This is a genomic window from Streptomyces sp. MI02-7b (assembly GCF_033793585.1).
Lineage (GTDB): Bacteria > Actinomycetota > Actinomycetes > Streptomycetales > Streptomycetaceae > Actinacidiphila.
This window is the reverse complement of the sequence record NZ_JARAWX010000010.1, coordinates 163,000-182,892: the sequence shown is the minus strand read 5'-3', so window position 1 is coordinate 182,892 and position 19,893 is coordinate 163,000. Positions and strand designations below refer to the sequence as shown.

The following is a 19,893-nucleotide window of genomic DNA, read 5'->3' as shown; positions in this document are numbered from 1 at the left end:
GCCTCAGGACTCCTGGGTGACGGAGACGAGCACATCGTCCCCTTGGATCTGTACGGGGTATACGGGGACGGGCCGCGTGGCGGGCAGCCCGGACGGCTTGCCGGTGCGCAGGTCGAAGGACGAGCCGTGCAGCCAGCACTCGATCTGGCAGTCCTCCACCTCGCCCTCGGACAGCGAGACGTTCGCGTGCGAGCAGATGTCGTTGATCGCGAACACCTCGCCCTCGGTGCGGACGACCGACACCGGAACGCCGTCGAGCTCGACACGCCTCGGCGTGTCCTCCTCCAGCTCGCTCAGCGCGCAGACGCGGACGAAGCCTCCAGGGGTGGTCATACGACGGACGCCTCCAGCTCCGCGTCGATCTTCTCCAGCAGGCGCTCCTCCAGGTCCGCCACGCCGATCTGCTGGATCAGCTCGGCGAAGAAGCCGCGCACGACCAGCCGGCGGGCCTCGTCGGCCGGAATGCCGCGGGCCATCAGGTAGAACAGCTGCTCGTCCTCGAACCGGCCGGTCGCCGAGGCGTGGCCGGCGCCGACGATCTCGCCGGTCTCGATCTCCAGGTTCGGCACGGAGTCGACCCGGGCGCCGTCGGTGAGCACCAGGTTGCGGTTGAGCTCGTAGGTGTCCGTGCCCTCGGCCTCGGCGCGGATGAGCACGTCGCCGATCCACACCGCGTGCGCGTCCTGGCCCTGCAGCGCGCCCTTGTAGGCCACGTTGGAACGGCAGTGCGGGGTGTCGTGGTCGATGAAGAGGCGGTGCTCCTGGTGCTGGCCGCGATCGGTGAAGTACACGCCGTACAGCTCCGCCTCGCCGCCGGGGGCCCCGTAGACCACCCGCGGGTGCAGCCGTACCAGGTCGCCGCCGAAGGTGACCACGACGGACTTGAAGGTCGCGTCACGGCCGATCAGCGCGGTGTGCTGGGCGGCGTGCACCGCGGTGTCGTCCCAGTCCTGGATGGAGACCACGGTGAGCTTCGCGCCGTCGCCGATCAGGTACTCGACGTTGGCGGCGACGGTGGCGTCACCGGTGTGGTCCAGGACCACGACCGCCTCGGCGAAGGCGCCGACCTCGACGACCTGGTGGCCGAAGGCCACACCGCCCTCGCCGTGCACCGCGATCCGCACCGGCTCGGTGAGCACCGCGTCCTTGGGGATGGAGACGATGCCGGCCTTCTCGAAGGAGCTGTACGCCTGCGCGGCGACCCGGTCCACCGGCTTGCCCGCCTTGCCGACGCGGGCGTCGTCCCGGCCGACGGTCTCGACGGTAACGCCCTCGGGGGCGCTCACCTCGATCCTGACGCCGCCACCGGTCGCCACGGCGGTGCCGTCGTGCAGACCGCGCAGCCGCTCCAGCGGGGTGAAGCGCCATTCCTCCTCACGGCCGTTCGGCACGGGGAAGTCGGCCACGTCGTAGGACGCGGGCGCGCTGACCCGCGCGTCCCGGGGCTGGCCGACCTGGATGGCCCCTTCGGTGGTGGCACCGGCGGCCGGGATGGTTTCAGCCATGGCTGTGTTACTGCCTCTTTCTGCCTTATTGTGTTCGCTCGCCTCCGGGCGCTTCGGCCCGGTGCCGACGCTCCTCGACACTGCGCTCGTTCCTCGCTTGGTCTCGTCGCTTTCGGCACCGGCGCGCCCTTCGGCTCGCTCACGGCCCCGCAGGGGCACCGATTCGTGGGTACCGGAGTTGGCGGAGATGCGGGTTCGGCGTCAGCCGACCGAGCCCTCCATCTGCAGCTCGATGAGCCGGTTGAGCTCCAGCGCGTACTCCATCGGCAGCTCACGCGCGATCGGCTCCACGAACCCGCGGACGATCGTGGCCATCGCCTCGTTCTCCTCCAGACCGCGGCTCATCAGGTAGAAGAGCTGGTCCTCGCTGACCTTGGAGACCGTCGCCTCGTGGCCCATGGACACGTCGTCCTCGCGGACGTCCACGTACGGGTAGGTGTCCGAGCGGGAGATGGTGTCCACCAGCAGCGCGTCGCACAGCACGTTGGACTTGGAGCCGTGGGCACCCTCGCCGATCTCGATCAGACCGCGGTAGGAGGTGCGGCCGCCGCCGCGCGCCACCGACTTGGAGACGATCGACGACGAGGTGTTCGGCGCCATGTGCACCATCTTGGCGCCGGCGTCCTGGTGCTGGCCCTCGCCCGCGAAGGCGATGGACAGCGTCTCGCCCTTGGCGTGCTCGCCCATCAGGTAGACGGCCGGGTACTTCATGGTCACCTTGGAGCCGATGTTGCCGTCGACCCACTCCATGGTGGCGCCCTCGTACGCGACGGCGCGCTTGGTGACCAGGTTGTAGACGTTGTTCGACCAGTTCTGGATGGTCGTGTAGCGGCAGCGGCCGCCCTTCTTCACGATGATCTCGACGACGGCGCTGTGCAGCGAGTCCGACTTGTAGATCGGCGCGGTGCAGCCCTCGACGTAGTGGACGTAGGCGTCCTCGTCGACGATGATCAGCGTCCGCTCGAACTGGCCCATGTTCTCGGTGTTGATCCGGAAGTAGGCCTGCAGCGGGATCTCGACGTGCACGCCCTTCGGCACGTAGATGAAGGAACCGCCGGACCACACGGCCGTGTTCAGCGAGGCGAACTTGTTGTCACCCGCGGGGATGACGGTGCCGAAGTACTCCTGGAAGAGCTCCGGGTGCTCCTTGAGCGCGGTGTCGGTGTCCAGGAAGATGACGCCCTGCTCCTCCAGGTCCTCGCGGATCTGGTGGTAGACGACCTCGGACTCGTACTGCGCGGCGACACCGGCGACCAGGCGCTGCTTCTCCGCCTCGGGGATGCCGAGCCGGTCGTAGGTGTTCTTGATGTCCTCGGGCAGGTCCTCCCAGGACTCCGCCTGCTTCTCGGTGGACCGCACGAAGTACTTGATGTTGTCGAAGTCGATGTCCGAGAGGTCCGAACCCCAGGTCGGCATCGGCTTCTTCCCGAAGAGCTTCAGACCCTTCAGCCGCAGCTTGAGCATCCACTCGGGCTCGTTCTTCTTCGCCGAGATGTCGCGGACGACCTCTTCGCTGAGCCCGCGGCGGGCCGCGGCGCCGGCGACGTCGGAGTCGGCCCAGCCGTATTCGTAGGTGCCCAGACCCTCGAGTTCAGGGTGAGCCGTCTCCAGGGGGGCAGTCATGCGGGGTTCCTCCCGGCGTTGCTTGCGTTGTGGGATTGCGGGCCGGCCTTCGGCACGAAGGTGGTGCAGACACCGTCGCCGTGGGCGATGGTGGCCAGCCGTTGTACATGGGTTCCGAGCAGGCGGGAGAAGACCTCGGCCTCCGCCTCGCACAGCTGCGGGAACTGCTCGGCGATGTGGGCCACCGGGCAGTGGTGCTGACAGAGCTGCTCACCGGCGGAGGCGGGCGCGCCGCGCGTCGTGGCAGCGTACCCGTCCTGGCTCAGCGCCCTGGCGAGCGCCTGCGTGCGCTCCTCGGGATCGGCGGCCTCGACGACCGCCCGGTAGCGCTCGGCCTGCGCGGCGACCCGGGCGCGGGCGAAGGCCGACACCGCGGCTTCCCCCTGCGGCCCGCCGCCGGCGGACTCCGCGATCCAGCGCATCGCGTCCGCGGCGAGCTGGTCGTAGGCCTGGTCGAAGGTGTCGCGTCCGCAGTCGGTGAGCGCGAAGACCTTCGCGGGGCGTCCGCGGCCGCGGGTACCGTAGACCCGCTTCTCGCGCGGCTCCACCATGCCCTCGGCGACGAGGGCGTCCAGATGACGCCGGACCGCCGCCTGCGTCAGGCCCAGCCGTTCCGCCACGTCCGCTGCGGTCGACGGCCCGTGGAGCAGGACGGACCTGGCGACCCGGTTGCGGGTGCTCCGCTCCCCGGTCGTCTGCTCCTCCTGAGCCTCGGACCCGTATTTCACAAGCCCAGTGTTGCGTAATTCATCCGGCAGAGGCAAGCGGCGTCCACTGGGTGATCGGTGGGCTGTGTCACTTAGGGAAACCTAACCTGACCTGCGAAAACGATCTTCCCGGCTGCGGCCGGCCCACCCCCCGTGCGAGGCTCCCACCAGGGCAGCGGCGCTCCCCCGACCCTCGAACGGGCCCCGTAGGCCCGCACGGCACCGACCGGATCCGGCACCCGCGACGGCCCTCCCGGCCGGAGCGGCCCGCCGGGTTCGTAGACTGCCCGTCATGCGAATGGACCCCGCGGTCGAGCTGACCGGACTGGTCAAGCGGTACGGCGCGAAGACCGCGGTGGACGGGCTCGACCTGTCCGTCGCCCGGGGCACCGTGACGGCCGTGCTCGGCCCGAACGGCGCCGGGAAGACCACCACCGTCGAAACCTGCGAGGGATACCGCCGTCCGGACGGCGGCCGCGTGCGCGTGCTGGGCATGGACCCGCTGCGCGACGCCGCCGCGCTGCGGCCGCGGATCGGCGTGATGCTCCAGTCCGGCGGCGTGTACGCGGGCGCCCGCGCCGAGGAGATGCTGCGGCACACGGCCAGACTGCACGCCGACCCCGTCGACCCGGCCCTGCTCATCGAGCGGCTGGGCCTGGAGTCCTGCGGCCGCACAACGTACCGCCGGCTCTCCGGCGGCCAGCAGCAGCGCCTCGCGCTCGCCATGGCGGTCGTGGGCCGCCCCGAGCTGGTCTTCCTCGACGAGCCGACCGCGGGCCTGGACCCGCAGGCCCGCCGCGTCACCTGGGACCTGATCAGGGAGCTGCGTGCCGACGGCGTCACCGTCGTCCTGACCACGCACTTCATGGACGAGGCGGAACAGCTCGCCGACGACGTGGCGATCATCGACCAGGGCCGGGTGATAGCGAGCGGCACCCCCGAGGAGCTGTGCCGCGGCGGCGCCGAGAACACCCTCCGCTTCAACGGCCGCCCCGGCCTGGACCTCGCCTCGCTCCTCAAGGCGCTGCCCGCCGACTCGGCCGCGGCCGAGCTCACCCCGGGCAGCTACCGCATCGAGGGCAAGGTCGACCCGCAGATGCTGGCCACCGTCACCTCCTGGTGCGCCCAGCACGGCGTGATGCCCGACCGGCTCGCGGTCGAGCGGCGCACCCTGGAGGACGTCTTCCTGGAGCTGACCGGCAAGGAGCTGCGTTCGTGACCGCCACCGGGACCTTCACCCCAGCCCCCGGCTCCGCCCCGCTGGGCCGCATGATCGGCGCGCAGACCGCCCTGGAGACGCGGATGCTGCTGCGCAACGGCGAGCAGTTGCTGCTCACCGTCGTCATCCCCACCCTGCTGCTGGTGCTCTTCTCCACCGTGGACGTCGTCGACACCGGCGCCGGCAAGGCCGTCGACTTCCTGGCCCCGGGCGTCCTGGCCCTGGCCGTGATGTCGACCGCCTTCACCGGCCAGGCGATCGCGACCGGCTTCGAGCGCCGCTACGGCGTGCTGAAGCGGCTCGCCGCCTCCCCGCTGCCGCGCTGGGCGCTGATGACCGCCAAGACCGGGTCCGTGCTGGTCACCGAGGTGCTGCAGGTCGTGCTGCTGACGGCCATCGCGTTCGCGCTGGGCTGGTCCCCGCACGGCGACCCGCTGTCCGTGCTGCTGCTCCTGGTCCTGGGCACCGCCGCGTTCTCCGGACTCGGCCTGCTCATGGCCGGCACCCTCAAGGCGGAGGCCACGCTGGCCGCCGCCAACCTGGTCTTCCTCCTGCTGCTCGTGTGCGGCGGGGTCGTCGTGCCGCTGGACAGGTTCCCGGACGGCGTCCGCTCCGTGCTCGAACTGCTGCCGGTCTCCGCCCTGTCGGACGGCCTGCGGGACGTCCTCCAGCACGGCGCCGGACTGCCCTGGGGCGACCTCGGCATCCTCGCCGTCTGGGCGGTGCTGGGCCTGGGCGCCGCGGCACGCTGGTTCCGCTGGGAGTAGTCTCCGGACCTGATGATCACCGGAACGGGGGACCCACTTGTGACCGCGGACCACCGCGTCGGACCGCCGAGCCTCGGCGACGAGCGCGAGACGCTGCGCGCGTTCCTGGACTACCACCGGGCGACGCTCGCGATGAAGTGCGAGGGCCTCACCGACGAGGAACTGCGCCGGCGGTCCATGCCGCCGTCCACGCTGTCCCTGCTCGGCCTGGTCCGGCACATGGCCGAGGTCGAACGCGCCTGGTTCCGCCGGGTGTTCGAGGATCCTGACGCCCCCATGGTCTGGTCCGACCGGATCGACTTCCAGGCGGCGTACGACGCGAGCGCGTCGACCCGCGCCGAGGCCTTCGGGGCGTGGGAGGCCGAGGTGGAGAACTCCCGCCGCATCGAGCGCGAGGCCGCCTCGCTCGACCTGGCCGGGCATCAGCCCCGCTGGGGGGAGGACGTGTCGCTGCGGATGGTCATGGTGCACGTCCTGCTGGAGTACGGCCGCCACAACGGGCACGCCGACTTCCTCCGTGAGGGCGTCGACGGCACCGTGGGCGCCTGACTCACGCGGGCGTGACGCAGTCCACGAAGCGCGCGAAGCCGCCGTCCTGCCCCTCGCCGAGGGCCAGGAACCCGTCCTCGGGACCGTGGCTCGCCAGCAGGCACATGTCGTAGCGGACGCACACCGGTGGCCGCTCCTCGGCCTGCGTGCGGAACTGGTGCGCGCCGGTGAGCTGGCAGGAGTCGTACCGGACCAGGGGTCCGCGCGGGCCGAGGGTGTAGCGGTGGGCGCGCAGACCGGGGGCGAAGGACTTGAAGGCGTTGGCGGTGTCGTCGCAGTCGTTGAAGTGGACGGTGCCGCCCGCCCACTCGCAGTCGATGACGACGGTGTCCGGGCCGCGCAGCTCGAAGCGGATGTCCTCGGCGTGGAAGCGCTGGACCGAGCTGAAGTGCTGTGACCGGGGGAAGCGGAAGAAGGCGCTCTCGTACCCGTAGTCGGGGTGCGGTTCCGGGCGGCGGCCGGTGACGACGTAGCTCCCGGCGCGGCAGGTGACGGAGCCGCCGTAGGGGAACTCCAGGAAGTTGCCCCACTCGTAGGTGACGTTCATGTCGGTGAACCAGTAGTTGAGGAACTGGTCCTGCTGCTCCGGATGGGCCGAGCGCCTGGAGAGTCCCGAGTACAGGAACGCCTTCCGGTAGGCGCCGCCGACCCGGCACGCCTCCCAGCGCATCTCGGAGTTGGTGTTGGTGCCGTCCAGGGCGATGCCGTACTCCCACTCCCCCATCCACTCGCAGTCGCCGAAGCGGTAGTTCGCCGCGCCGCCGGTGGAGTAGGAGGAGAAGAACGAGGCGCCGGGGGTGCCGGAGGTGAAGCGCAGGCCCTCGAAGGCGATGTTCTGCCACATGTCGTCGTTGACGCACAGGAAGGCGCCGTCGGCCTTCTCCGGCGCGAAGACGATCTCGCTGATGCGCAGGCCGGCGCCCCGGAAGCGCAGACCGTTGGCCCGGTTGCGGGGGTTGTCGCCGGCCAGCAGCGCGCCGGGCTCGGTGATCAGGTACTTGCCGGGCGGGACGTCGATCACCGTACGGCCGGTGTGGTCGTCCAGGCGGGACTCGGCGTAGCGGTAGGCGTCGGCGAAGGCGCGGCTGTCGTCGGTGGTGCCGTCGCCCTTGGCGCCGAAGTCGGCGACGACGTCGACCACACCGGGGTGGGTGGTGCTCCTCGGCCGCGGCACGGCCTCGGCGGCGGGCGTACCGGCCGCGCTGCAGGCGGTCGCGCCGATGCCCGTCAACGCCGCGGCGGCGCCCCCGTAGATCAGTTTCCGCCGGTCGACCCCGCTCATGGCCCGATCCCCTCCCCCTGGCCGTCCCCCTCGTGAAGGATTGCACAAGGGGGCGCCTACGATGGTGGCCGTGCCGAATCTCAGCCAAGCAGGCCAAGCCGTGCGAAACCCGCTGGCCTTCATCGCCCAGCGCTGGACCCCGTCCCCCGCGACGGTCCGGCGGGCCGCCCTGGCGGCGCTCGTGATGAGCGTGGTCATCGTGGTGACCGGCGGCGCCGTCCGGCTGACCAGCTCGGGGCTCGGCTGCCCGACCTGGCCCAAGTGCACGGCCGACAGCCTCACCGCGACCGGTGCCATGGGCGTGCACGGGGCGATCGAGTTCACCAACCGCATGCTGACGTACGTGCTGTGCGCCGCCGTCGGCTGGGCCATCGTCGCGGCGCGCGCCGCGCAGCCGTGGCGGCGCGGGCTGACCCGCCTGGGCTGGGCGCAGTTCTGGGTCGTCATGGGCAACGCGGTGCTGGGCGGCATCACGGTGCTGACCGGGCTCAACCCGTACACCGTCGCCTCGCACTTCCTGCTGTCCAGCGCCCTCATCGCGGTCGCGCTGCTCACCTGGCAGCGGGCCGGCGAGGGCGACGCGGGTCCCCGCCCGCTGGTCGGCAAGCCGGTGCGGCAGCTGACCTGGCTGCTGGTCGTCGCCTCCGCCGTGCTCATCGCGGTCGGCACGCTGGTGACGGGCGCGGGTCCGCACGCGGGCGACAGCAGCGATGTGCCGCGCGTCCAGGTGAAGTGGGAGACCATCGCGCAGCTCCACGCCGACCTGGCCTGGGTCGTGTGCGGGCTGACCGTGGCCCTGTGGTTCGTGCTGCGCGCCGTCGACGCCCCGGCGGGGCCGCGGGCGCGGGTCCGTGACCTCGTCGTCGTGCTGCTGGCGCAGGGTGTCATCGGCTACGTCCAGTACTTCACGAAGCTCCCCGAGGCCCTGGTCGCCGCGCACATGCTGGGCTCCACCCTGGTGTGGATCGCGGTCCTGCGCGTCCTGCTCTCACTGCGCGAACGCCCCCTGACCGAGCCCGGCGCCGCCCCCGCCCCCGCAGCCGTCTCCGCTCCGGAACCCGCCCCGGCCGCGTAACGGACCCGGCACCGCGTCAGCCCAACCCGCAAGCCTGGCGGGCAGTGCCCGCCGCGACCAGGCCGGCGACGCGGCGCGCGTAGGCCGCGGAACAGGCGCCGTCGGCGACCCAGCACCTCCCGCACCACGGCGCTGAGCTCCACCCCGGTGTCGACCGCGGTCCTGCGCGCCCCGCACCCGCGGCCGTCTCCGCTCCGGAACCCGCCCCCGCCGCATGACGCGCCCGGCACCGCGTCAGCCCAACCGGTAGACCCGGCGGGCATTGTCCGCCGCGACCAGGGCGGCGACGCGGCGCGCGTCGGCGGCGGAACAGGCGCCGTCGGCGACCCAGCCCCCCAGCACCTCCCGCACCGCGGTGCGGAAGGCCTCGGCGCCCACGACGTAGAGCTCGGGGAGCCCGTAGGCGTCCGTGGAGAAGAGCAGCTTGCCGAACGGCGCCAGCTCCAGGAACTCCGCGAGCACCGCGCCCGCCCGGGGGCCGACGTGGGTCAGGGCCAGCCCCACGTCGGCGTGGACGTGCGGGAAGACGTTCGCGAGGTAGGCGGCCTGCCGGTGGTACGGGTAGCAGTGCAGCAGCACCAGGTCCGTGCCGAGGCCCGCGGTGGCCCGGGCGAAGTCCGTCAGCAGGGCCGGGTCCGCGTGGTCGAGCCGCAGGTCGGGGTCGCCGAAACCGGTGTGGAGCTGCAGCGGCAGGCCCGTGGCGACGGCCGTCCACAGCAGGTGCCGGATCAGCACGGGGTCGGTGAGCCGGCTGCCGTGTTCGTGCCGCGCTTCGAGCCAGGCCGCGGCGGCGCGCACCACGTCCGCGGGGTCCGGGGGTTCGGGGGCCAGGGCGAGGCCGTGGCGGTAGGCGGCGATCGACTTGAAGCCGAGCGCGGTCGACGCCGCCTCGTGGACGGCCTCCGCGACACCGGAGGCGTACGCCTCCCCGCCGGCGCTGGTGTCGGCGACCCGCTCCGCGAGCCGCTCCAGCCGGACGATCTCGTGGGCCTCCGCGCCGCCGCCCGCCGCGGCCAGTTCCTCCGGCGTCATCAGGTCGCCGGGCAGCCCGGTGTCCACCAGGTACGTCCCGATGCCGGTGCCCCGCAGCAGCAGCCGCGCCGTCTCGTACGCGCCGAGCTCCCGCCGCCGCGCCAGGTAGTGGGCCGGCGGGCAGTGCGGCTCCAGCCCGAGCAGCGGCGGGCACCAGCGGCGCACGGCGAAGCCGGTCTGGGTGTCGAAGAAGGTGGTGCCGGGCGCTGCGGGCGCGTCGGACTCCGTGAGAAACGTCTCGAAGGAGGCGATGCCGAGGTCGCCCCGGACGACGCCGTGGCAGTGCTGGTCGACCAGCGGCGGCAGCTCGATCACCAGCGCCACCGGGTGGCCTCGGCGAGCTCCTCGGGCCCGAGTTCGGCCAGTGCCTCGGACTCGGCCCGCCGCACGGCCACGATCGCGCCGCACAGTTCCTCGCCGAGCGCCTCGCGCAGCGCGTCGTCGCGGACGAAGTGCCCGACGGCCTCGGCCAGCGACGTCGGCAGCCGCTCCAGGTCGCCGCGCCCGGCCGGATCGCCGGTCACGGGCTCCGGCAGTGCCGGTCCGCCGTCGAGCACGCCCCGCAGGCCCGCCGCGATGACGGCGCCGGCCACCAGGTAGGGGTTGGCGGCCGCGTCGAAGGGCTTGAGCTCGGCGTGCCCGCCGTCGGGGTCGTCGGGCTCGCCGACCACCAGGCGCAGCGCCGCCTCGCGGTTCTCCACGCCCCAGCAGCGGTGCGCGCCGGCCCAGTGCGAGGGGACCAGGCGCAGATAGCTCGCCGGGGAGGGCGCCCCGATGGCGCACAGCGCGGGCAGCGCGTCCAGGACGGCGCCGAGGAAGCTGTCAGCGGTCGCGGCCAGACCGTACCGGCCGATGGGGTCGCGGTGCAGGTTGTGCCCGTGCTCGCGCAGGCTCAGGTGCAGGTGGCAGCCGTTGCCGACCTGGCCGGCGACGACGGTGGGGGCGAATGAGGCGCGCAGACCGTGGGCCGCGCTGACGGCCCGTACGGTCTCGCGGACCAGGACGAGGTCGTCGGCCGCCCCGACGGGGCCGGCGGGCGCGGTGGAGATTTCGAACTGCCCGGGCGCGTACTCCGGGTGGATCTGCAGGACGTCCACGCGCTGCGCGTCGAGGGCGTCGTGGAGGGCGAGCAGGTAGGCGGACTGCTCGGTGACCCGGGTCAGTCCGTATGCGGGTCCGCGGCCCGCGACGTCGCCGGCCCCGGGACCGGCGTCGTCGCGGACGACGGTCCACTCGGTCTCGAAGCCCATCCGCAACTCCAGGCCGTGAGCGGCGGCCCGGTCGGTCATGCGCCGGGCGAACTGCCGCTGGCAGGCGGGGTGCGGCCGCCCCTGCTGGTCGTAGCGGTCGGCCGGGGCCCAGGCCCAGCCGGGCTGCGCGGCCAGCACGGTGAGCCGGTCGAGGTCGGGGAAGAGCCGCAGGTCGCCGTCGGGGCCCCCGATGTGCTCGGAGGTGGTGACGACGTCGTCGGAGGTGAAGACGTCGAAGACCGGTGACATGCCGATCCCGCGGTGCGCCGCGTCCGCGAGCCGGGCGGTGGGCACCGTCTTGACCCGGCTGATGCCCGCGTTGTCGACCCAGCTGACCGCGACGGCCCGTACGCCGTCGGCGGTGAGCCGCGCCGCGTCCTGGCGGGCCGTCAGCCGCCTTTCGTGCCGTTCTTCCGCGTCCACCCGCACACGCCTCCTCGTACCCGCCGTTCAGGAACCGTTCCATGGTCCTAACGGGCGGGCCCGGCGTCAGGTGTTGGCGGGGCCGCCGATCTGGATTCCGGCCATGCGGCGCCACTCGTAGCGGCCCGTGCGGACCTTGGCCGCGAGGTCGCCGTCGAAGGACTCGTGCAGCGTGATGCCGGAGAGCTCCACGGCCCGTCGCGCGACGTCGAAGGAGGGGGCGACGAGGTCGCCCCAGCCGCCGTCCTCGCCGACCAGCACGATGCGGGTGCCGGCCTCGCCGATGTACGCGATCTGGCCCTCGGCACCGCCGTGACCGCCGGCGAACCGGTCGATCCGCTTGGCCAGCCGGGCGGCCCGCCGCTCGGCGCGGGCGTGCGCCTTCGGGTCGGCGACCGGGGTGTCCACTGCCTGGGTGTCTGCCATGACAGGAATGCTACCCGCCGGTAATCAACGGAGGAAGGGATCCACGGCGACAGCCACGAACAGCAGCGTCGCGTAGGTGATGGACCAGTGGAACAGCCGCATCTCCTTGAGCTTGGCCCCGACCACGCCCGCCTTGGCACGGCCGTACAGGGCGTGCGCCTCGACGAGCCAGAAGGCACCGAGCACCACGGCGGCCGCGGCGTAGAACCATCCCGTGGCGCCGAGCGGCCACCACAGGGTGAGCGACACCAGCACCATCGCCCAGCTGTAGACGACGATCTGCCGGCCCACGACCACGTTGCCCGCGACCACCGGCAGCATGGGGACGCCCACGCGCGCGTAGTCGTCCTTCACCTTCATCGACAGCGGCCAGTAGTGCGGCGGCGTCCAGAAGAAGAGGACGAGGAAGAGGACGAAGGGCGCCCACGCCAGCTCGTCGCGCACCGCGGACCAGCCGATGAGCACCTGCATGCAGCCGGCGATCCCGCCCCACACGATGTTCTGCGCGGTACGGCGCTTCAGCCCCAGGGTGTACACGAAGACGTAGTAGAGGATGGCCACCAGCGACAGCACCGCCGACAGCGGGTTGACCAGCAGCCAGAACCACGCGGTCGAGACCACCGAAAGAGCGATGCCGAAGACCAGGCACTCCCACGGCGCGACCATGCCGGTCACCAGCGGGCGCTGCTCCGTCCGGTGCATGAGCGCGTCGATGTCGCGGTCGATGTACATGTTCAGCGCGTTGGCACCGCCGGCGGACATGTAGCCGCCGACCATCGTCGCCGCGACGAGCCACAGGTCGGGAACGCCGCCCGCCGCCAGGAACATGACCGGAACCGTCGTGATGAGCAGCAGCTCGATGATGCGCGGCTTGGTCAGCGCCACGAAGGCCATGACACGGGCACCGAACGGCCGGTGACCGTTGATCGACCCGATGGCTCCGGCGGGCCGGGATTCGACGGCCGTCACGAACACCCCTGAGGAAAAGTCCAGCAAGCGGCTCCGCTTGCGCGTACCACGCCACTCTAGACGTAGCGGATACTCCGACCGCGCCGGGGGTGCCACGTGTTGACGCCCGGGCGTTTCCCCGGCGCAAGGGCCGGGTCACCTGAGGCTGTTCGATGTTCAACGGGGGTTCAACGGGCTGCGGCAGGCTTCGAGTCGCTTCAACAGGCGAAGTGCGGCCGGGCGGGGGACGCTGGTGACAGCGCCGGTGCCGGGTGGGAATGCGCCTGCCCGCGCATCGGTTCCCCGAGGCGACCGGGCCCGTCGCGCCGACATTCGAAAAGGCGCACACCCTTGCGGGGGTAGGCTCGGCAACGCCCGGTGTGCACATCGTCACCGGCGTATGACATGTGGAGAGGAGCCCTCTCAGGTGAGCACCGAGGCGACCACCGAGCTGGAGTGGAGCGAGCTGGACGGGCGTGCGGTCGACACCGCGCGTGTCCTGGCGATGGATGCCGTGCAGAAGGTCGGCAACGGCCATCCGGGGACGGCCATGAGCCTGGCCCCCGCGGCCTACCTGCTGTTCCAGAAGCTGATGCGGCACGACCCCGCGGACGCCTCGTGGGTGGGCAGGGACCGCTTCGTCCTGTCGCCCGGCCACACGTCCCTGACGCTGTACACGCAGCTGTTCCTGTCCGGGTACGGACTGGAACTTGACGACCTGAAGGCCTTCCGTACCTGGGACTCCCGTACCCCCGGTCACCCGGAGCACGGCCACACCACCGGCGTGGAGACCACCACCGGCCCGCTCGGCCAGGGTGTCGGCAACGCGGTGGGCATGGCGATGGCCGCCCGCTACGAGCGCGGCCTGTTCGACCCGGACGCGGCACCCGGCGAGTCGGTGTTCGACCACACGATCTGGGCCATCGTCTCCGACGGCGACCTGGAGGAGGGCATCTCCGCGGAGGCCTCCTCGCTGGCCGGGCACCAGAAGCTCGGCAACCTGGTCGCGCTGTACGACGACAACCACATCTCCATCGAGGGCGACACGGCGACCGCCTTCTCCGAGGACGTCCTGAAGCGCTACGAGGCCTACGGCTGGCACGTGCAGCGCATCGAGCAGGACCCGTCGGGCGACTTCGACACCCAGAAGCTGTACGCGGCGCTCAAGGCGGCGCAGGCCGTCACCGACCGCCCGTCGATCATCGCCGCCCGCACGATCATCGCCTGGCCGGCCCCGAACGCGCAGAACACCGAGGCCGCTCACGGCTCGGCGCTCGGCGAGGCCGAGGTCGCGGCGACCAAGCAGGTCCTCGGCTTCGACCCGGAGCAGCACTTCGAGGTGGCACCCGAGGTGCTGGCGCACGCCCGCAAGGTCGGCGACCGCGGCCGCGAGGCCCACGCGGAGTGGACCAAGCGCTTCGAGGAGTGGCGTGCGGCCAACCCCGAGCGCGCCGCGACCTTCGACCGCATCCAGGCGGGCGAGCTGCCGGCCGGATGGGAAGAGGCGATCCCGGAGTTCCCCGCGGGCAAGGCCGTGGCGACCCGCAAGGCCTCCGGCGAGGTGCTGAAGGCGCTCGGCGCCGTCCTGCCCGAGCTGTGGGGCGGCTCCGCCGACCTCGCCGGCTCGAACAACACCACCATCGACGCCTCGTCGTCCTTCCTGCCCGCGGACAACCCGCTGCCGGAGGCGAACCCGTACGGCCGCACGGTGCACTACGGCATCCGCGAGCACGCCATGGGCTCGACGATGAACGGCATCGCGCTGCACGGCAACACCCGGATCTACGGCGGCACCTTCCTGGTCTTCTCCGACTACATGCGCCCGGCCGTGCGTCTGGCCGCGCTCATGAAGCTGCCGACCACCTACGTGTGGACGCACGACTCCATCGGCCTGGGCGAGGACGGCCCGACCCACCAGCCGGTCGAGCACCTGTCCGCGCTGCGCGCCATCCCGGGCCTGAACGTGGTCCGGCCGGCCGACGCCAACGAGACCGCCATCGTGTGGGCGGAGATCACCCGCCGCCACACGGCCAAGCCCGCCCCGCACGGCCTGGCGCTCACCCGGCAGAACGTCCCGACGTACCCGGCCGACGTGAACGCGGCCAAGGGCGGCTACGTACTCCTGGACGCCGAGGGCGGCCGGCCGCAGGTCATCCTGATCGCCACCGGCTCCGAAGTGCAGCTGGCCGTCGAGGCCCGCGAGCAGCTCCAGGGCGAAGGGATCCAGGCGCGCGTCGTGTCCATGCCGTCCGTGGAGTGGTTCGAGGAGCAGGACCAGGCGTACCGCGACAGCGTCCTCCTCCCGGACGTCAAGGCGCGCGTCGCCGTGGAGGCGGGCATCGCCCTGACCTGGTACCGCTTCGTCGGCGACGCCGGCCGGATTGTGTCCCTGGAGCACTTCGGGGCAAGCGCCGATTACAAGGTCCTGTACCGCGAGTTCGGCCTGACCTCCGAGGCGGTCGCCGCCGCCGCGCGCGACTCGATCGCCGCCGCGACCCGCTGACGCACAGACGCATACGACGTATCGAGGAGATGCAAGACTCATGACAGACGCACTCAGGCGCCTCTCCGACGAGGGCGTGGCGATCTGGCTCGACGACCTGTCCCGCAAGCGGATCACCTCCGGCAACCTGGCCGAGCTCCTGGACCAGAGCCACGTGGTGGGCGTCACCACCAACCCGTCCATCTTCCAGAAGGCGATCGCCGGCGGTGACGGCTACGAGCCGCAGGTGACCGACCTCGCGGCCCGCCGGCTGACGGTGGACGAGGCCGTGCGCATGATCACCACCGCCGACGTCCGGGACGCCGCCGACGTGCTGCGCCCGGTGTACGACGCCACCGGCGGCCAGGACGGCCGGGTGTCGATCGAGGTCGACCCGCGTCTGGCCCACAACACGGCGGCCACCATCGCCGAGGCCAAGCAGCTGGCCTGGCTGGTGGACCGCCCGAACACCCTGATCAAGATCCCGGCGACCAAGGCGGGCCTGCCGGCCATCGCCGAGGTGATCGGCAAGGGCATCAGCGTCAACGTCACGCTGATCTTCTCGCTGGAGCGCTACCGCGAGGTCATGGACGCCTACCTGACGGGCCTGGAGACGGCCAAGGCCGCGGGCCTGGACCTGTCCCTGATCCGTTCGGTGGCGTCCTTCTTCGTGTCCCGCGTGGACAGCGAGATCGACAAGCGCCTGGAGAAGATCGGCACCGACGAGGCCAAGGGCCTCAAGGGCAAGGCCGCCGTCGCCAACGCCCGGCTGGCCTACCAGGCCTACGAGGAGGTCTTCTCCTCCGACCGCTGGAAGGCCCTGGAGCACGACGGTGCGCACAAGCAGCGCCCGCTGTGGGCCTCCACCGGTGTGAAGGACCCGGCCTACCCGGACACCATGTACGTGACCGAGCTGGTCGCCCCCGGCGTCGTCAACACCATGCCGGAGGCCACGCTGGAGGCCGTCGCCGACCACGGCGAGATCACCGGCGACACCATCCGGGGCACGTACGCGCAGGCCAAGGCCGAGCTCGACGCGGTCGGCGCGCTCGGCATCTCGTACGACGACGTCGTCCAGCTGCTGGAGGACGAGGGCGTCGAGAAGTTCGAGACGTCCTGGAACGAGTTGCTGGACTCGACCAAGGCGGAGCTCGAGCGCCTGGCGCCGAAGGAGGCGTAACCACGTTGAGCAGCGCCAACCCGCTGCGTGACCCGGTGGACCGACGGCTCCCGCGTATCGCGGGGCCGTCGGGCCTGGTGATCTTCGGGGTCACGGGCGATTTGTCACGCAAAAAGCTGATGCCCGCCGTCTACGACCTCGCCAACCGCGGGCTGCTGCCGCCGGGCTTCTCGCTCGTCGGCTTCGCCCGCCGCGACTGGGCGGACGAGGACTTCGCCCAGGTCGTGCACGACTCGGTGAAGGAGCACGCGCGCACCCCCTTCCGCGAGGAGGTCTGGCAGCAGCTCGCCGAGGGCATGCGCTTCGTGCCGGGCGACTTCGGCGACGACGAGGCGTTCGAGAAGCTCCGCGCCACCGTGGACGAACTGGACAAGGCCCGGGGCACGGGCGGCAACTTCGCCTTCTACCTCTCCGTGCCTCCGAAGTTCTTCCCCAGCGTGGTGCAGCAGCTCAAGAAGCACCGGCTGTCCGACCCGCCCGAGGGATCGTGGCGCCGGGCGGTCATCGAGAAGCCCTTCGGGCACGACCTGGCCAGCGCGCAGGAGCTCAACCGCGTCGTCCACCAGGTCTTCCGCTCCCAGGACGTCTTCCGCATCGACCACTACCTGGGCAAGGAGACGGTCCAGAACATCCTGGCGCTGCGCTTCGCCAACACGATGTTCGAACCGCTGTGGAACCGCTCGTACGTGGACCATGTGCAGATCACCATGGCCGAGGACATCGGCATCGGCGGTCGCGCGGGCTACTACGACGGGATCGGCGCGGCGCGCGACGTCATCCAGAACCACCTGCTCCAGCTGCTGGCGCTGACCGCCATGGAGGAGCCCGCCTCCTTCGAGGCGAGCTCGCTCGTGCAGGAGAAGCTCAAGGTGCTGCAGGCGGTCAAGCTCCCCGCCGACCTCGGCAGGCACACGGTGCGCGGGCAGTACGCGCACGGCTGGCAGGGCGGCGAGGAGGTGCTCGGCTACCTGGAGGAGGAGGGCATCGACCCCAAGTCCAAGACCGACACCTTCGCCGCCATCAAGCTGGAGATCGACAACCGCCGCTGGGCGGGCGTGCCCTTCTACCTGCGCACCGGCAAGCGGCTCGGCCGGCGGGTCACGGAGATCGCGGTGGTCTTCCAGCGCGCCCCGCACTCGCCGTTCGACAACACCGCGACCGAGGAGCTGGGGCAGAACGCCCTGGTCATCCGCGTGCAGCCGGACGAGGGCATCACCATCCGCTTCGGTTCGAAGGTGCCCGGCACCTCGATGGAGATCCGGGACGTGACCATGGACTTCGCCTACGGCGAGTCCTTCACCGAGTCCAGCCCGGAGGCGTACGAGCGGCTCATCCTCGACGTGCTGCTCGGCGACGCGAACCTCTTCCCCCGCACCCAGGAGGTCGAGCAGTCCTGGCACATCCTCGACCCGATCGAGGAGTACTGGGACCGGCACGGCAAGCCCGAGCAGTACACGGCGGGCACATGGGGTCCCAAGGCGGCGGACGAGATGCTCGCACGAGACGGCAGGAGCTGGCGCCGGCCATGAACATCGACCTCACGGAGACCAACTCCAGCAAGATCAACTCTGCGCTCGTCAAAGCGCGTCGGGCGACCGGCAGCCCGGCCGTCGGCATGGTGCTGACCCTCGTCATAGTGACCGACGAGGGCAACCACTACGACGCGCTCAAGTCCGCCTCGGACGCCTCGCGCGAGCACCCGTCGCGCATCCTGGTCGTCATCAAGCGTCCCGGACGCTCCGCGCGCGAGCGCAAGAGCGCCCGCCTGGACGCCGAGGTGCGGGTCGGCGGCGAGACCGGCATCGGCGAGACCGTGCTGCTGCGGCTGCACGGCGAACTCGCCGACCACGCCGAGAGCGTCGTCCTGCCGCTGCTGCTGCCGGACGCACCGGTCGTGGTCTGGTGGCCGGACGAGGCTCCGGTGAACCCCGCGGCGGACCCGCTGGGCGCACTCGCGCAGCGGCGGATCACTGACGCGGCGCAGACCGAGGACCCGGTGGCGGCCCTCGGGCTGCGGGCCGAGACCTACACTCCGGGCGACACGGACCTGGCCTGGACCCGCATCACCCCGTGGCGCAGCGTGCTCGCCGCGGCGCTGGACCAGAAGCAGGCCGCGGTCAAGGGCGCCGTCGTCGAGGGCGAGACCGACAACCCCAGCACGGAACTGCTCGGGCTGTGGCTCGCGCGGCGACTGGGCGTCCCCGTCCGGCGCAAGGTGTCGGAGGGTCCCGGGATCACGGCCGTACGGCTGGCGACCTCGGAGGGCGAGATCTGCCTGGACCGGCCCAGCGGCTCGCTGGCCGAGCTGGCCATCCCCGGCCAGCCCGACCGGCACGTGGCGCTGCAGCGCCGGGCGACCTCGGACCTGATCGCCGAGGAACTGCGGCGGCTGGATCCGGACGAGGCGTACGCGGCCGCGGTCAAGTTCGGTGTGGACCGGCTGGCCCAGACCGAGGAGACCGTGACCCCCGACGAGGCGGAGGCGCGGATCGCCGAGGCGGACGCGACGGCCGGCAAGGCCGGCGACGCCAAGGCCGCCGCCTCGAACGCGGGCCGCAAGGCCCCGGCCGGCAAGAGGGCGGCGGCGAAGTGAGCGCCCCCCAGGTCGTGGTCCACCGGGACAAGGAGCTGATGGCGCAGGCCGTGGCGGCCCGGCTGATCACGCGGGTCGTGGACGCCCAGGCCGCCCGGGGCACCGCCTCGGTCGTGCTGACCGGTGGCCGCAACGGCAACGCCCTGCTCGCCGCACTGGCCGGCTCGCCGGCCCGGGACGCGATCGACTGGGCGCGGCTGGACCTGTGGTGGGGCGACGAGCGCTTCCTGCCCGCGGGCGATCCGGAACGCAACGACACCCAGGCCCGGGAGGCCCTGCTCGACGCCGTCCCGGTCGACCCGGCGCGGGTGCACACCATGCCCGTGTCGGACGGCCCCTACGGCAACGACGCGGACGCGGCGGCCGAGGCCTACGCCGAGGAACTGGCGAGGGCCGCGGGCCCCGAGGACCACGCCCGGGTGCCCTCGTTCGACGTTCTGATGCTGGGCGTCGGACCGGACACCCATGTGGCCTCGCTGTTCCCCGGGCATCCGGGGGTCCGCGAGACCGAGCGCACCGTCGTCGGCGTCCACGGCTCGCCGAAGCCGCCGCCGACGCGTGTCTCGCTCACCCTCCCCGCGATCCGCGCCGCCCGTGAGGTGTGGCTGCTGGCCGCGGGGGAGGACAAGGCCGGTGCCGTCGCCGTGGCCCTGTCGGGGTCCGGCGAGGTCCAGGCCCCGGCTGCGGGCGCCCGCGGCCGGTCGCGCACGCTCTGGCTGCTGGACCGCACCGCGGCGGCGAAGCTGCCTCCGCAGCTCTACCCGCCGGCGTCGCTGTAGACGTCGCCGTACGGTCCGGAACACGAACGCCGGGCGGGCTCCCTCCCTGAGGG

The 19,893-nt window shown here is 72.0% G+C and carries 18 protein-coding genes; 9 read left to right on the top strand and 9 right to left on the bottom strand.

From position 1 onward, the window contains the following. Positions 1-3: 3 nt before the first annotated feature. From PV364_RS18760 to PV364_RS18745, 4 genes are all read right to left on the bottom strand, one after another. Positions 4-333 (bottom strand): bifunctional 3-phenylpropionate/cinnamic acid dioxygenase ferredoxin subunit, encoded by a 330-nt coding sequence (locus tag PV364_RS18760; protein ID WP_319661206.1) that lies wholly within the window; start codon positions 331-333, stop codon positions 4-6. Then, on the bottom strand, positions 330-1,505 hold the full coding sequence (gene sufD / locus PV364_RS18755) for a Fe-S cluster assembly protein SufD (protein ID WP_319661205.1): 1,176 nt from the start codon (positions 1,503-1,505) through the stop codon (positions 330-332). The genes PV364_RS18760 and sufD overlap by 4 nt, the downstream gene beginning before the upstream one ends. A gap of 201 nt (positions 1,506-1,706) precedes the next feature. Then, the gene (sufB, locus tag PV364_RS18750; RefSeq protein WP_319661204.1) at positions 1,707-3,128 is read right to left on the bottom strand and encodes a Fe-S cluster assembly protein SufB; all 1,422 of its coding nucleotides are present in this window, start codon (positions 3,126-3,128) and stop codon (positions 1,707-1,709) included. Beyond that, complete coding sequence (locus tag PV364_RS18745) at positions 3,125-3,856, bottom strand: metalloregulator ArsR/SmtB family transcription factor (RefSeq protein ID WP_319661203.1); 732 nt, start codon at positions 3,854-3,856, stop codon at positions 3,125-3,127. The genes sufB and PV364_RS18745 overlap by 4 nt, the downstream gene beginning before the upstream one ends. 271 nt (positions 3,857-4,127) lie before the next feature. Here PV364_RS18745 and PV364_RS18740 point away from each other — a divergent pair, with 271 nt between their 5' ends. Genes PV364_RS18740 through PV364_RS18730 form a run of 3 tightly spaced genes read left to right on the top strand, consistent with a single transcriptional unit; the run spans position 4,128 to position 6,370 of the window. After that, on the top strand, positions 4,128-5,054 hold the full coding sequence (locus PV364_RS18740) for an ABC transporter ATP-binding protein (protein ID WP_319661202.1): 927 nt from the start codon (positions 4,128-4,130) through the stop codon (positions 5,052-5,054). Then, complete coding sequence (locus tag PV364_RS18735; protein WP_319661201.1) at positions 5,051-5,821, top strand: ABC transporter permease; 771 nt, start codon at positions 5,051-5,053, stop codon at positions 5,819-5,821. Before PV364_RS18740 ends, PV364_RS18735 begins: the two co-directional genes overlap by 4 nt. A 39-nt stretch (positions 5,822-5,860) precedes the next feature. After that, a complete protein-coding gene (locus tag PV364_RS18730) occupies positions 5,861-6,370 on the top strand; it encodes a DinB family protein (RefSeq protein WP_319661200.1) in 510 nt (169 codons plus the stop codon). 1 nt (position 6,371) lies between these two features. Here PV364_RS18730 and PV364_RS18725 read toward each other — a convergent pair whose 3' ends face one another. Next, positions 6,372-7,652 (bottom strand): glycosyl hydrolase family 28-related protein, encoded by a 1,281-nt coding sequence (locus tag PV364_RS18725; RefSeq protein WP_319661199.1) that lies wholly within the window; start codon positions 7,650-7,652, stop codon positions 6,372-6,374. Between the two features lie 61 nt (positions 7,653-7,713). Between PV364_RS18725 and PV364_RS18720 the strand changes: the two genes are divergently transcribed. Beyond that, positions 7,714-8,727: a COX15/CtaA family protein gene (locus PV364_RS18720; protein ID WP_319661198.1), complete on the top strand. Its 1,014-nt coding sequence runs from the start codon at positions 7,714-7,716 to the stop codon at positions 8,725-8,727. A 234-nt stretch (positions 8,728-8,961) separates the two neighbouring features. Here the strand turns inward: PV364_RS18720 and PV364_RS18715 are convergent, their stop codons facing one another. The 4 genes from PV364_RS18715 to PV364_RS18700 form a co-directional block, all read right to left on the bottom strand. Continuing rightward, positions 8,962-10,074: an amidohydrolase family protein gene (locus PV364_RS18715; RefSeq protein WP_319661313.1), complete on the bottom strand. Its 1,113-nt coding sequence runs from the start codon at positions 10,072-10,074 to the stop codon at positions 8,962-8,964. Next, positions 10,071-11,432, bottom strand: coding sequence for a glutamine synthetase family protein (locus PV364_RS18710; protein WP_319661197.1), 1,362 nt, complete (start codon positions 11,430-11,432; stop codon positions 10,071-10,073). The genes PV364_RS18715 and PV364_RS18710 overlap by 4 nt, the downstream gene beginning before the upstream one ends. A 66-nt stretch (positions 11,433-11,498) precedes the next feature. After that, positions 11,499-11,858, bottom strand: a complete 360-nt coding sequence (locus PV364_RS18705; protein WP_319661196.1) for a hypothetical protein — start codon at positions 11,856-11,858, stop codon at positions 11,499-11,501. Between the two features lie 24 nt (positions 11,859-11,882). Then, positions 11,883-12,827, bottom strand: coding sequence for a heme o synthase (locus tag PV364_RS18700; RefSeq protein WP_319661195.1), 945 nt, complete (start codon positions 12,825-12,827; stop codon positions 11,883-11,885). Positions 12,828-13,206: 379 nt separating this feature from the next. On the opposite strand from PV364_RS18700, the gene tkt reads away from it, so the two are divergent. The 5 genes from tkt to pgl are packed head-to-tail and all read left to right on the top strand — an operon-like array spanning position 13,207 to position 19,840. Beyond that, positions 13,207-15,309 carry a transketolase gene (tkt, locus tag PV364_RS18695; protein WP_401974553.1) on the top strand — a complete coding sequence of 701 codons (2,103 nt, stop codon included), beginning with the start codon at positions 13,207-13,209 and terminating at the stop codon, positions 15,307-15,309. Positions 15,310-15,349: 40 nt separating this feature from the next. Continuing rightward, positions 15,350-16,468, top strand: a complete 1,119-nt coding sequence (tal, locus tag PV364_RS18690) for a transaldolase (RefSeq protein ID WP_319661193.1) — start codon at positions 15,350-15,352, stop codon at positions 16,466-16,468. 5 nt (positions 16,469-16,473) lie between these two features. Continuing rightward, positions 16,474-17,997, top strand: coding sequence for a glucose-6-phosphate dehydrogenase (zwf, locus tag PV364_RS18685; protein ID WP_319661192.1), 1,524 nt, complete (start codon positions 16,474-16,476; stop codon positions 17,995-17,997). Further along, positions 17,994-19,061: a glucose-6-phosphate dehydrogenase assembly protein OpcA gene (opcA, locus tag PV364_RS18680; protein WP_319661191.1), complete on the top strand. Its 1,068-nt coding sequence runs from the start codon at positions 17,994-17,996 to the stop codon at positions 19,059-19,061. Before zwf ends, opcA begins: the two co-directional genes overlap by 4 nt. Further along, positions 19,058-19,840, top strand: coding sequence for a 6-phosphogluconolactonase (pgl, locus tag PV364_RS18675; protein WP_319661190.1), 783 nt, complete (start codon positions 19,058-19,060; stop codon positions 19,838-19,840). Before opcA ends, pgl begins: the two co-directional genes overlap by 4 nt. Positions 19,841-19,893: the final 53 nt, after the last annotated feature.